Origin of the sequence: Pseudomonas sp. TH08, from assembly GCF_016651275.1 — a bacterium.
Classification (GTDB): domain Bacteria; phylum Pseudomonadota; class Gammaproteobacteria; order Pseudomonadales; family Pseudomonadaceae; genus Aquipseudomonas.
Map to the genome: position 1 here is coordinate 1,093,095 of NZ_JAEKEE010000004.1, position 13,147 is coordinate 1,106,241.

The 13,147-nt window shown below is 59.9% G+C and carries 11 protein-coding genes; 8 read left to right on the top strand and 3 right to left on the bottom strand.

Features of this window, described 5'->3' with window-relative positions; translation table 11 throughout:
• Window positions 1-11: 11 nt before the first annotated feature.
• From JFT91_RS21925 to JFT91_RS21940, 4 genes are all read left to right on the top strand, one after another.
• A complete protein-coding gene (locus tag JFT91_RS21925) occupies window positions 12-1,361 on the top strand; it encodes an APC family permease (protein WP_201227025.1) in 1,350 nt (449 codons plus the stop codon).
• Window positions 1,362-1,479: 118 nt separating this feature from the next.
• On the top strand, window positions 1,480-2,496 hold the full coding sequence (gene astA, locus JFT91_RS21930) for an arginine N-succinyltransferase (protein ID WP_201233840.1): 1,017 nt from the start codon (window positions 1,480-1,482) through the stop codon (window positions 2,494-2,496).
• Between the two features lie 61 nt (window positions 2,497-2,557).
• Window positions 2,558-3,592 (top strand): arginine N-succinyltransferase subunit beta, encoded by a 1,035-nt coding sequence (gene aruG / locus JFT91_RS21935; protein ID WP_201227027.1) that lies wholly within the window; start codon window positions 2,558-2,560, stop codon window positions 3,590-3,592.
• A 203-nt stretch (window positions 3,593-3,795) separates the two neighbouring features.
• Window positions 3,796-4,665, top strand: coding sequence for an oxaloacetate decarboxylase (locus JFT91_RS21940; RefSeq protein ID WP_007919546.1), 870 nt, complete (start codon window positions 3,796-3,798; stop codon window positions 4,663-4,665).
• 133 nt (window positions 4,666-4,798) lie between these two features.
• Here JFT91_RS21940 and JFT91_RS21945 read toward each other — a convergent pair whose 3' ends face one another.
• The 3 genes from JFT91_RS21945 to JFT91_RS21955 form a co-directional block, all read right to left on the bottom strand.
• The gene (locus JFT91_RS21945; protein ID WP_347340326.1) at window positions 4,799-5,068 is read right to left on the bottom strand and encodes a hypothetical protein; all 270 of its coding nucleotides are present in this window, start codon (window positions 5,066-5,068) and stop codon (window positions 4,799-4,801) included.
• 123 nt (window positions 5,069-5,191) lie between these two features.
• Window positions 5,192-6,430: a M20/M25/M40 family metallo-hydrolase gene (locus tag JFT91_RS21950; RefSeq protein ID WP_201233841.1), complete on the bottom strand. Its 1,239-nt coding sequence runs from the start codon at window positions 6,428-6,430 to the stop codon at window positions 5,192-5,194.
• A gap of 235 nt (window positions 6,431-6,665) precedes the next feature.
• Entirely contained in the window at window positions 6,666-7,739 is a 1,074-nt protein-coding gene (locus JFT91_RS21955; protein WP_201202484.1) for a diguanylate cyclase, read from the bottom strand.
• A 266-nt stretch (window positions 7,740-8,005) separates the two neighbouring features.
• Here JFT91_RS21955 and JFT91_RS21960 point away from each other — a divergent pair, with 266 nt between their 5' ends.
• The 4 genes from JFT91_RS21960 to glcE all read left to right on the top strand — a co-directional run bounded on the left by JFT91_RS21960 (window position 8,006) and on the right by glcE (window position 13,147).
• A complete protein-coding gene (locus JFT91_RS21960) occupies window positions 8,006-9,460 on the top strand; it encodes a flavin-containing monooxygenase (RefSeq protein ID WP_201233842.1) in 1,455 nt (484 codons plus the stop codon).
• A 21-nt stretch (window positions 9,461-9,481) separates the two neighbouring features.
• Window positions 9,482-10,408, top strand: coding sequence for an alpha/beta fold hydrolase (locus tag JFT91_RS21965; protein WP_201233843.1), 927 nt, complete (start codon window positions 9,482-9,484; stop codon window positions 10,406-10,408).
• A 190-nt stretch (window positions 10,409-10,598) separates the two neighbouring features.
• Complete coding sequence (gene glcD, locus JFT91_RS21970; protein WP_201227032.1) at window positions 10,599-12,098, top strand: glycolate oxidase subunit GlcD; 1,500 nt, start codon at window positions 10,599-10,601, stop codon at window positions 12,096-12,098.
• The gene (gene glcE / locus JFT91_RS21975) at window positions 12,098-13,147 is read left to right on the top strand and encodes a glycolate oxidase subunit GlcE (protein ID WP_201233844.1); all 1,050 of its coding nucleotides are present in this window, start codon (window positions 12,098-12,100) and stop codon (window positions 13,145-13,147) included. The genes glcD and glcE overlap by 1 nt, the downstream gene beginning before the upstream one ends.

Here is a 13,147-nt window from a genome sequence, read left to right on the forward strand (position 1 = left end):
AGTTGCGCTTCATGGAAATTGAAGAATTCGGCTACAAGCAAGAGTTGAAACGTAGCCTGACCCTCACTGACCTGGTGGTGTACGGGATGATCTTCATGATCCCCATCGCCCCGTTCGGCGTGTATGGCTATGTCAATGCCGAGGCACCGGGGATGGTGCCGCTGGCCTACATCATCGGCATGGTGGCGATGCTGTTCACGGCGTTGAGCTACGGCAGCATGGCCAAGGCGTTCCCGATTGCCGGCTCGGTGTATTCCTACGCGCAACGCGGTTTGAATCAACACGTCGGCTTTATCGCCGGCTGGCTGATGCTGCTCGATTACCTGCTGATTCCACCGCTGCTTTATGTCTATGCAGCCATGGCGCTCAACCATTTGTATCCGGACATTCCGAAAGTCGGCTTCATTCTGGCGTTTCTGGTCAGCGCCACCTTCGTCAATCTGCGCGGCATCACCTTCACCGCGCGGATGAACATCATTTTCCTGCTGGCGCAACTGATCGTGCTGGGCATTTTCCTGTTCTACGCCTGGACTGCCCTGCACAACGGTGGCGGTAACGGCGAACTGACTCTGGCGCCGCTGTATCACGCGGAAACCTTCAACTTCGCTCTGTTGATGCAAGCCGTATCGATTGCGGTGCTGTCGTTCCTCGGCTTCGATGCGATTTCGACGCTCGCCGAAGAAATCAAAGGTGATCCGGGCAAAAGCGTCGGCAAGGCCGCGCTGATTACCCTGCTGGTGATGGGCGTGATTTTCGTTGCACAAACCTGGATTGCCACTGATCTGGCAGCGGGCATGGGCTTCAAATCCGCCGACACCGCCTTCTATGAAATCGCTGAAATCGCAGCAGGCAGCTGGCTGGCGACGCTGACCGGTGTAGCGACCGCGCTGGCCTGGGGCGTTGCCGTGGCGATCACTTCGCAAGCGGCGGTATCGCGGCTGCTGTTCGGCATGGCTCGCGACGGCAAACTGCCGAAAGTGCTGGCCAAGGTGCATCCGAAACACAACACGCCATATCTGAGTATTTATCTGGTGGCCGTGCTGTCGCTGGTGATCTGCTACCTGTTCATCAACTCGGTCGACACCCTGACCTCGCTGGTCAACTTCGGCGCACTCAGCGGTTTCATGCTGCTGCACCTGACCGTGATCAACTACTACTGGCGTCGGCAAAAGTCCGGTCAGGTTGTGCGCCACCTGATCTGTCCGGTGATCGGCTTCATCATCGTCGCGGCCATCATGTACAACATGGGCGTCGATGCGCAGAAACTCGGGCTGATCTGGATCGCCCTGGGCCTGGTGTACCTGTTCTTCCTCAACAAGCTCGGCGCCAGTACTGCGCTGCCTGACCCGAGCAATGGCTGACATAAAAAAGGGCGGCGTCTGACAACAAATCAGGCGACCGCTGATTTAACGCGTGGAAACCGACAGTGATAGTCAGGTTCGGCGAATTCGTCGGACCTTTTGATACAGGAGTACATCCATGCTGGTCTTACGCCCAGTCGAGCTAACCGACCTGCCTCAGTTACAACAATTGGCCCGCGACAGCCTGGTGGGCGTGACTTCCCTGCCGGATGACAGCGAACGCCTGCGCGAGAAAATCGCCGCATCCTGCGCCTCGTTCGACAGCGACGCAGCCGCGCAAGGCGCGGAGAATTACTTCTTCGTGCTCGAAGAGCTCGACAGTCAGCGTTTGCTGGGGTGCTCTGAAATTGTCGCCACCGCCGGCTTCAACGAACCGTTCTATAGCCTGCGCAACCGCCACTTCACCAGTGCCTCGCGAGAGCTGAACATCGAACACGGGGTACCGGCGCTGTCGTTGTGCCACGACCTCAACGATCACACGCTGCTTCGCGGCTTCCATATCGACGCAGCGTTGGTTCGCACGCCTTTTTCCGAATTGCTGTCACGCGCGCGCCTGCTGTTTATCGCCGCCCATGCGCAGCGTTTCGCTGAAGCGGTGATTACCGAAATCGTCGGCTACAGCGACGAGAACGGCCATTCGCCCTTCTGGGATGCGCTGGGTAAACATTTCTTCGACCTGCCCTACGTCGAAGCCGAAAGGCTGTGCGGGTTACAGAGCCGCAGCTTCCTCGCCGAACTGATGCCGCAATACCCGATTTACGTGCCGATGCTGCCGCAAGCAGCGCAAGACTGTATCGGGCGCATTCACCCGGACGGTCAGGAAGCGTTCGACATTCTTGAGCGCGAAGGTTTTGAAACCAACAGCTACATCGATCTGTTCGATGCTGGCCCGACGCTTTATGCGCGCACCGCGAACATTCGTTCCATCGCCCGCAGCCAGACCGCCCAGGTGCAGCAACAACCGCGAATGGACGCCCGCGGCCGTTATCTGCTGAGCAACGATGCGTTACATGGCTACCGGGCCATCGTCGCCGAACTGGACGTCCAGCCCGATCAACCGCTGTCTCTCACCCCAGCAATGTGTGCGGCGCTGAACGTGACCGACGGCAGTCCGATCCGCTTGATTGCCCTGTGAACCGCGCCCGGTTCCGCAGCCAACGACAGTGCCCGAACAGGCGCGCAGAAGGAGTTACAGCATGATTGTCCGCCCGGTCAAAGTCAGCGACCTGCCAGCCTTGATGAGCCTGGTGCAACAGGCCGGCCCGGGGTTCACTACCCTGCCCGCCAACGAAGATCGACTGGCCCACCGGGTACGCTGGGCGCAACGCGCATTTGCCGAACAAGTGGAGCGCGCCGATGCGGATTACCTGTTCGTGCTCGAAGACGACGATCTGCGCGTGGTCGGCGTCAGCGCGCTGTCCGGAGCCATCGGCATGCGCGAACCCTGGTACAACTACCGGGTTGGCCTGACGGTGAGTTCGGCCCCGGATCTGGGAATACAACGACAGATCCCGACGCTGTTTCTCAACAACGAACTGACTGGCCAATCGGAACTGTGCTCGCTGTTTCTCGGCCACGAACACCGCCACGGCAGTAACGGTCGCTTATTGTCATTGGGGCGTTTGCTGTTCGTCGCCGAGTTCCCGCATCTGTTTGGTGAAAAGATGATCGCCGAGCTGCGCGGCAGTGCTGACGAGCTGGGTTGTTCGCCATTCTGGGACAGTCTGGGCCGGCACTTCTTTCAGATGGATTTCAGCCACGCCGACCACTTGTCGGGCTTGGGCAACAAGTCGTTCATCGCCGAACTGATGCCGCGCCAGCCGCTGTACACCTGCCTGCTCACCGAACAAGCCCAGGCGGCGATTGGCCAGGCACATCCCCACACTGAACCTGCATTGAAAATCCTCCAGGCCGAGGGTTTCACCCACAAAGGCTATATCGACATTTTCGATGGTGGCCCGGTGATCGAAGCGCCAGTGCGCAGTATTCGCACGGTGCGCGACAGCCTTGAGCTGACCTTGAGCCTCGGCATGCCGGATGAACAGGCACCCCTCTGGCTGATTCACAACCGTCGCCTGGAGAACTGCCGTATCACCGTCGCCCGCGCCCGCCGAGTCGGCAGCAGCCTGGTGATCGACCGGCTCACAGCCAAACGCTTGCAATTGCAGCCGGGCAATTCGGTGCGCGCGGTGATGCTGCCCAATCAACAACAGCAGGCCGTCGCTGCCTGATTCTCGGGGATCAAGCCTGCCTCCCTTGCCACAGGTAAATTTTCCCCTTCCAAGGTGAATCCTTTCAGCAGAAGATTCATCGGCAAATCGCTGCCTTGCAAATTCGTCATGATCATTGACCCATTCACGTGATAGCCTTTTAAAACTTCGGCGTTGACACATTTGCTCAAGCCGTTCCATTCCTTGGTATTGGTGGAACTCGTATGACCAGGCTTTCTCATCAAGATTTGCGCCGTAACTTCCGTCAGCTGCTGGCCTCCGACACCTGCTACCACACAGCATCCGTGTTCGACCCGATGTCCGCCCGGATTGCCGCTGACCTGGGTTTTGAAGTGGGGATTCTCGGTGGTTCCGTGGCCTCGTTGCAGGTGCTCGGTGCACCGGACTTTGCCCTGATCACCCTCAGCGAGTTCGCCGAACAAGCCACCCGTATCGGTCGCGTCGCCCAATTGCCGGTGATCGCCGACGCCGACCACGGCTACGGCAATGCCCTTAACGTGATGCGCACCATCGTCGAACTGGAACGCGCCGGCGTCGCCGCGCTGACCATCGAAGACACCCTGCTCCCCGCGCAATTCGGCCGTAAATCCACCGACCTGATCACGGTTGCCGAAGGCGTCGGCAAGATCCGCGCAGCACTGGAAGCCCGCGTCGATACGGAAATGGCGATCATCGCCCGTACCAACGCCGGCATCCTGCCCAACCAGGAAATCATCAGCCGCACCCGGCAGTACCAGGCGGCGGGCGCCGACGGGATCTGCATGGTCGGGATTCAGGATTTTGATCAGCTCGAGCAAATTGCAGAGCACCTGACCGTGCCGCTGATGCTGGTGACCTATGGCAACCCGGCACTGCGTGATGACAAGCGCCTGGCAGAACTGGGTGTGCGCGTGACCATCGACGGCCATGGCGCGTACTTCGCGGCGATCAAAGCGACATACGACAGCCTGCGCGAGCAGCGGCAGATCTTCACCCAGGCATCCGACCTGAGCGCGACCGAACTGACACACACCTATACCCAGCCTGAGGAATATATTCTCTGGGCCAAGGAATACATGAGCGTCAAGGAGTAATAAGTTGGCCGGGCTGACACCATCGCGAGCAGGCTCACTCCTACAGTAGGTCTTCAGTGCACACAGTATTTGTGTTCAACGCCGATCATTTGTAGGAGTGAGCCTGCTCGCGATAGCAACAGCCGCTACGCCGCTACATCGGAGTTCTGTACGCCTCTTCCCGCTGCATCGCCCGCGCCTGAATCACATTCAGAATCGCGCAACCCTCGCGCATCAGCAGATGCACCGCGCTGGTCACCCGCGTCAGATCACAATCGGAAATGTCTTTGAGGTTGAGACTGGCCAAGGTGTCGGCCAGATCGCGCACGACAACGAACCGGTGCATCGCACAGGCGGCCATGTCGCTGAGTTCTGTGTGGGTTTTGATGAAGAGCACCGGGGATTCGGCGTCGTAGGTGCGCACTATGGTGATCGTTCCCACGCTCCGCGTGGGAATGCAGCCCGGGACGCTCTGCGTCCCACACAAAGCCGAACGCGGAGCGTCCGTTGAGGCATTCCCACGCAGAGCGTGGGAACGATCACTCTCTCAGCGTGGCTTGGCCAACTCCATGATCATCCTCGACAACAGATAAATCCGCGGCGTCACGCTTGCCACTTCGGCGTACTCCTCAGGCGTGTGAATGTTGCCGCCGACAATCCCGAACCCGTCCAGCGTCGGCGTGCCTACGCCAGCAGACAGACTGGCATCTGCCGCGCCACCGCTGCCCTCCTCGGTCAGTTTGCGGCCAATCTCACCATAGATACCCTGCGCCATGGCCATCAAACGATCCGACTCAGCCGTCTGCGGCATCGGCGGCAAACCGCGTTGCAAGGTGGTGGTGACGACCGTGTCGGGTATCAATTTGTCCTGCGACACCCGCGCCAGATCCTTCTCGATCCGGTCAAACTCTTCCGGCACCGCCGCACGCACGTCAGCCTTGGCTGTGGCCTGATCGGGAATCACGTTGGTGCGGTCGCCGGCCTTGAGCACGGTGAAGTTGATGGTGGTTTTCTTCGCTTCATCACCGAGTTTGCCCAGTTGCAGAATTTGATGCGCCGCCTCCATCGCCGCGTTACGCCCCAGTTCCGGCGCAACCCCGGCATGAGCAGCCTTGCCTTTGACTTCGACCAGCGCCGTCGCGCTGCCCTTGCGCCACACCACCAAACCGTCAGCCGGACGGCCCGGCTCCAGATTGAGCGTCACATCGTGGAGTTTGGCGGTTTTCTTGATCAGGTCGGTAGCGACGTCGGAGCCGGTTTCTTCGCTGGCATCCAGTAGAAAAGTGATTTGCGCGTAGTCCTTGAAGTCGAGATTCTTCAGGACTTTCAGCGCATAAATTCCGGCGACGATGCCGCCCTTGTCGTCCATCACCCCTGGCCCGTATGCCCGACCATCCTTGATGTGGAACGGTCGCTCGGCGGCAGAGCCTTCCTTGAACACCGTGTCCATGTGCGCCATCAGCAGGATTTTCGCCTTACCGGTGCCTTTGAACGTGGCCAGCACATGGTTGGATTTTTCCGGGGTGTTGGGCACCAGTTCGATGGTCGCGCCAAGCTTCTTCAATTCATCAATGGCGATGTCGCTGACTTGTTTGAGGCCCGGTTCATAACCAGAACCGGAGTCAATGTTGACCAAGCGCTCCAGCAACTTCAGGGCCTCTTGCTGATACTGCTCGGCATCAGCCAATACTTGTTTGTGCGGTTCAGCGAAGGCGTTGCAAGCAGCCATGGCGAGGGACAGGCCAAGGCTGGCGGCCAACAGGGAGCGGGGAAAGGCAAACGTCATGAATCGATCCTTGTTTCGCGTCGGGGGGGATTTCACCGTACCCGACATCGGCGCGACGCTCTACTCCCAATACGACATCATCCTGACCCACAACGAACACCGAACACCGAACACCGAACACCGAACACCGAACAACTGTAGGAGCTGCCGCAGGCTGCGATCTTTTGATCTGGTTTTTACAACCAAAATCAAAAGATCGCAGCCTGCGGCAGCTCCTACAGGGGGCTTTGTGATCTCAGACTGAGTCGCGCAGTGGCTGCCGGGGCTTGTTGTCGCAGTTGCAGATCACCCGGTTACGCCCGCTCGCCTTGGCCTCGTACAACGCCTGATCGGCATCGTTGAGCCAGCGCGTCGCATCGGCATGCGCCGTGTCATAGGCCGCCAGGCCAATGCTCAAACTGACCTTCAGCGCCGGGTTCTGCTCGTAACCCAACGTCGCGAAGCGTTCACGCAAGCCCTCCATGGCCTGGGCGGCGTTGAACAGCGGCAAGTCAGGGAGAATCACGCAGAACTCATCGCCGCCGTAACGCCCGGCAATGTCGGTGGAGCGTAAATTCTGCTTGAGCATCTTGCTCAGTTGCCGCAGCACAATGTCTCCGGCGACATGGCCGTAGGTGTCGTTGATCGCCTTGAAATGGTCGATGTCGATCAAGGCAATTGCCGCGCCCTGCTTCTGCCGCTTGCAAAGTTGAAAGGCGATCTCCAGTTGATCCTTCCACGCGCCGTGATTGAGCAGTCCGGTCAGGCTGTCGGTGCGGCTCAGGGCCAACAGTTCACGTTTGTGCCGGCCGAGGGTGTGGGCCTGACGAAAGCAGATCCAGCCCAACGCCAACGGATACAGCATCAACAACGGCAGGCAGGCATACAGCTGCATGGGCGAGGTTTGCGGGATGAACGCGGGAGCAAACACCACCAGACCGACGCCGACGCCGAGGATCTGCGCCGCCGCCCCGGCCAGCAGAAAACGCAAGCCGCCGATGGCGACGTTGTTCATCGCCATCATCGAAACGGTCGTGGCACTGGGCAGCGGATTGAAATGCATCGCGGCGACCCAGAAGCCACCGAGGAAAGCGTCGATCAATAAATTACGGTGTTCGGCATGATATGGGGTGGGCGAACGGCGCGCCCATTGAAACGCCAGATGTGGCCAGAGCAGCCCGTTGAACAGCATCAGCGCCCAGACCCACAGCGGCGGATCGAGCGGGTACATCGCCACGCTGACGCACACAAGCCCGAGCACCAGCCCGAGGGTTCGCGATGTGTAAAGCCTCCTGGCCAATGAAAGTCCCTTTCCTCCCGTGTTTCCCATAAGGGCCTCGAACACTTGACGGAACCTGCACACCGTAGGACGGATGTGGTGGGAGTCTATCAGGGCAACGTTAAATAGCCATCACCGGCCAGCGGGCTCAATAGAACTCCTGTAAGAGCTGCGGCACGCTGCGATCTTTTGATCTTTTTAGAATCAAAAGATCGCAGCGTGTCGCAGCTCCTACAAGGATTTCGGATCACACAGTGCAAATTTTTAGCTATACATGAAAGGAGGAAAATGGAAAAACAACTATAAGAAGGAGGCCCATGCAGACTTACCAAGTGTTGATCATCGGCAGCGGTTTTGGCGGCCAATGCGCGGCGGTCAACCTGCTCAAGGCCGGGATCGACGATTTTCGCCTGCTGGAGCGAAGGGACTTCTTCGGCGGCACCTGGTGCCAGAACACCTATCCCGGCGCAGCGGTAGACGTGCCATCGCCGCTGTATTCGCTGTCGTTCGCGCCGTATCGCTGGTCGCAGATGTTCGCCGGGCAGGCCGAACTGCAGCGCTACACCGAACATGTCATCGACCAGTTCGGCCTGCGCGAGCGGGTGGAACTGCAGGCCGATGTCGAGCGCGTCGAGTGGGACGATGCGCAAAAACGCTGGGCCGTGCACACCGCCAGCAAAGGCATCTTTTATGCGCAGTTCCTGATCAATGCCAGCGGGCCTCTGAGCCAACCGGTGATCCCACACTTCGCGGGGCAGGAGCGCTTTCAGGGCAAGACGTTTCATACAAACAACTGGGATCACAGCTACGACTACCGCGGTAAACGCGTGGCCATCGTCGGCAGCGGCGCCAGCGCGGCGCAGGTGATTCCGGCGATTGCGCCGCAGGTTGAACAGTTGCATGTGTTCCAGCGCACCCCACATTGGGTGTTGCCCCGCGCTGATCGGGTTTTCGGGCCGTTTCAGCGTTGGCTGCTGGGTTTGAAACCGGCCTACAAACTGCTGCGCTGGCTGATCTACTGGCAATTCGAAACGCGAGTGATCGCCTTCAAATATTCGAAACCGGCGATTCATCTGGTGCAAAAACAAGCGCTGCGCTTTCTCAAACGCCAGGTGCCGGATCCTGTGCTGCAAGAAAAACTCATCCCCGACTTCACCATCGGCTGCAAACGGGTGCTGGTCTCCAGCACTTATTACCCGGCGCTGACCCGCGCCAACGTCACGCTGCACACTCGCGAACAAGGCATAGCCTCAATCGATGAAAGCGGGATCAATACGCAGGACGGCCAGCACATCGATGTCGATCTGATCGTCTGGTCGACGGGTTACGACGCCACCGACGGCGTTATTTCCTACCCGGTCAGCGGAAAAAACGCCGTACAACTTAGAGATGTCTGGGCCGAATACCCTCGCGCCTATTTAGGCACAAGCCTGCCGGACTTCCCCAACCTGTTTATCGTCACCGGGCCCAACACCGGAATTGGCCACACCTCGGCGCTGTTCATCATCGAATCGCAGATGAACTACATCATTGACTGCATTCGTACGCTCAACAGCAAAGGGCTGCACAGCATCGAAGTGCGCCGGGAAGCGGAACGTACCTACACTGAAATGATCCACCAAGAGATGGAACGCACGGTGTGGAAGTCCGGCGGCTGCAACAGTTGGTATCAAAGCAAGAGCGGTCATGTGATCGCGATGTTTCCCGGCTTCAGTTTCAGCTACTACCGGTTGACCCGGACGCTGAAACCGGCCGACCACATTCTGTCCTGAACACGTAAAAGGAAGACGTCGATGCTTTTGCTGTTTGTCGCCCTTGCGGTTTTCGTAGCCTGGAGCTGGTTGAGTTATCCGGCGGTCGGCCATTGGCTGTATGACCTGAACATGGCCATCGAGGCCAAGCTGTACAAATTGCACAAGATCGAAGTGCCGATCGCCGAGATGAGCGTCTCGACCTGGCAAGGTGGGCCGTATGAAGCGTCCAGCGCGATTTTGATGTTGCACGGGTACAGCGCCGACAAGAACCTGTGGCTGCGCTGCGCCCGACATTTTGTTCGTCAATACCGGGTGATCATTCCGGACCTCGCCGGCCACGGTGAAACCGGCTTCAAGGCCGGTGGCGGCTACGACATTGCGGTGCAGGCCAAGCGCATGATCCAGTTGCTCGACGTCTGCGGCGTGGAGAAAGTGCATGTGATCGGCAACTCCATGGGCGGTTACATCGCCGCGTGGCTGGCGGCGACGTACCCGGATCGCATCGCTTCGGTGGCGCTGATCGATCCGGCCGGCGTCACCGCTCCGGAGGTCAGCGACATGGAGCGCCATCTGTCCCGTGGGCATAACCCGTTCCTGATCAATTCCCGCGAGGAGTTCCGCCAGTTTTACGCGATGACCATGGAGTCGCCGCCGTGGGTGCCGAGCCTGGTGCTGGACGCCATCGCCCAGCGCTACGAACAGCGGCGCGATGAGCTGGAAGAGATTTTCCGCGACTTCCGCGCCAGCCCGCCGATGGAGCCGAAACTGGCCGAAATCAAATGCCCGGCGCTGTTGCTATGGGGTCGCAAGGATCGCTTGATCGACGTCAGCAGCGTGCCGATCTGGAGCAAAGGCATCGCCAATTTGCAGGTGGATGTGTGGGATCACGTCGGGCACATGCCGATGGTCGAGCAGCCGGGAAATACCGCACGGCTGTACCGGGATTTCCTCGGAAACCAGAAATGATCCTCAAGATAAACGCGCCCCCTGTGGTGAGGGGATTTATCCCCGATGGGTTGCGAAGCAGCCCCCATCCTGTGCATGCAATCTGTCTGATCCCCAGCATTCTCTGCACTGGGGCCGCTGCGCGACCCATCGGGGATAAATCCCCTCACCACAGTCAATCCTCCTCATTACCAGAGAGATTCGGATTGAGATGAACATTCTTTATGACGAGCGCCTCGATGGCCCGCTGCCGGAGGTGAACAAGGCGCAACTTCTCAAAACCCTGCAGCAGGCCATTCCCGATCTCGACGTCCTCTGGCGCGAGGAAGAACTCAAACCCTACGAATGTGACGGCCTTTCCGCCTACCGCACCACGCCAATGCTGGTCGTCCTGCCCCGACGTCTGGAGCAAGTACAAACCCTGCTCAAGCTCTGTCATCAAAACAACGTCCCGGTGGTGGCCCGGGGCGCCGGCACCGGATTGTCCGGCGGCGCCTTGCCGCTGGAAAAAGGCCTGCTGCTGGTGATGGCGCGCTTCAACAACATCCTCCATATCGACCCCGCCGCGCGCACCGCACGCGTTCAACCCGGCGTGCGCAATCTGGCGATTTCCCAGGCTGCTGCGCCCTTCGGGCTGTATTACGCGCCTGATCCGTCGTCGCAGATCGCCTGCTCGATCGGTGGCAACGTAGCGGAAAATGCCGGCGGCGTGCACTGCCTCAAATACGGTCTGACCGTGCACAACCTGCTGAAAATCGAAGTACTGACCATCGAAGGCGAACGCCTGACCCTGGGCTCCGACGCCCTCGACTCGGCGGGGTTCGACTTGCTTGCGCTGTTCACTGGCTCCGAAGGCTTGCTGGGTATCATCACCGAAGTCACGGTCAAACTGCTGCCAAAACCACAGGTCGCCAAAGTGCTGCTGGCCAGTTTCGACTCCGTGGAAAAGGCCGGGCGTGCCGTCGCCGAGATCATCGCGGCGGGGATCATTCCGGGCGGACTGGAGATGATGGACAACCTGGCGATTCGCGCCGCCGAAGACTTTATCCACGCCGGTTACCCGGTCGACGCCGAGGCCATTCTGTTGTGCGAACTTGATGGCGTCGAAGCCGACGTTCATGACGATTGCCAGCGGGTTCGCGAGGTCATGAACCTGGCCGGCGCCACCGAGGTGCGTCAGGCCCGTGACGAGGCCGAGCGCGTGCGGTTTTGGGCCGGACGCAAAAATGCCTTCCCGGCCATCGGGCGGTTGTCGCCCGACTACTACTGCATGGACGGCACCATCCCGCGCCGCGAATTGCCCGGCGTCCTGCAAGGCATCGCTCGTCTGGGCGAAGAATACGGGTTGCGCGTGGCCAATGTGTTCCATGCCGGCGACGGCAACATGCACCCGTTGATCCTGTTCGACGCCAACCAACCGGGCGAACTGCATCGCGCCGAAGCGCTGGGCGGCAAGATTCTCGAATTGTGCGTGCAGGTCGGCGGCAGCATCACCGGCGAACATGGCGTGGGCCGGGAGAAAATCAATCAGATGTGCGCGCAGTTCAACAGTGCTGAACTGAGCCTGTTCCATGCGGTGAAAGCCGCCTTCGATCCACAGGGCCTGCTCAACCCCGGCAAGAACATTCCGACCCTGCACCGCTGCGCGGAATTCGGTGCGATGCACATTCACGCCGGGCAACTGCCCTTCCCTGAGCTGGAGCGCTTCTGATGGTCGACTTCGACGCTGCCGGCGCCCTGCTCGATCAGGTCAATGAAGCGCGGACCAACGCCACGCCATTGAAGATTCAGGGCGGCAACAGCAAGGCGTTTCTCGGTCGCGAGGTGGCCGGTGAAGTGCTCGACACTCGCGCCCATCGTGGCATCGTTCGCTACGACCCGACCGAACTGGTGGTCAGCGTGCGTGCGGGCACGCCGTTGGCCGAATTGCTCGCGGCGCTGGACGTCGCCGGGCAGATGTTGCCGTGCGAGCCGCCCTCGTTTGCCGATGGCGCCACGGTCGGCGGCATGATCGCCGCGGGGTTGTCTGGGCCGCGACGACCATGGTCGGGCTCGGTACGCGATTTCGTCCTTGGCACACGGGTGATCACAGGTCTCGGCCAGCATTTGCGTTTCGGCGGCGAAGTGATGAAAAACGTCGCCGGGTATGACCTGTCGAGGCTGATGGCGGGCAGTTATGGCTGCCTCGGCGTGCTCACAGAAGTCTCCCTGAAAGTTCTGCCCAAACCCCGCCAGTGTCTGAGCATTCGCCTGGAAATCGATTGCGCGCGGGCGCTGACCAAACTTGCCGAGTGGGGCCAGCAACCGTTACCGATCAGCGCGGCGTGTCACGATGGCGGCAGCCTGTATCTGCGACTTGAGGGCGGCGAAGGCTCGGTGACAGCGGCACATCAACGGCTCGGCGGTGAGCCGTTGGACTCGGTTTTCTGGCGTGATCTGAACGAACAGCGATTACCGTTTTTCGACGAGGGCCTGCCACTGTGGCGGCTGTCACTGCCAAACAATCTCGGGCCACTGGAATTGCCCGGCGCACAATTGATCGACTGGGCCGGCGCACAACGCTGGCTGAAGTCCTCCCGCGACGACATTCATGCCCTCACGCAGTCATTCGGCGGCCATGCGACTTGCTTCACTCACGGCACCAGTGACACACCGTTCCATCCGCTGGCACCGACGCTGCTGCGCTATCACCGGCAACTCAAGGCGCAACTCGACCCGCAAGGGCTGTTCAACCCCGGCCGGATGTACGCGGAGTTCTGA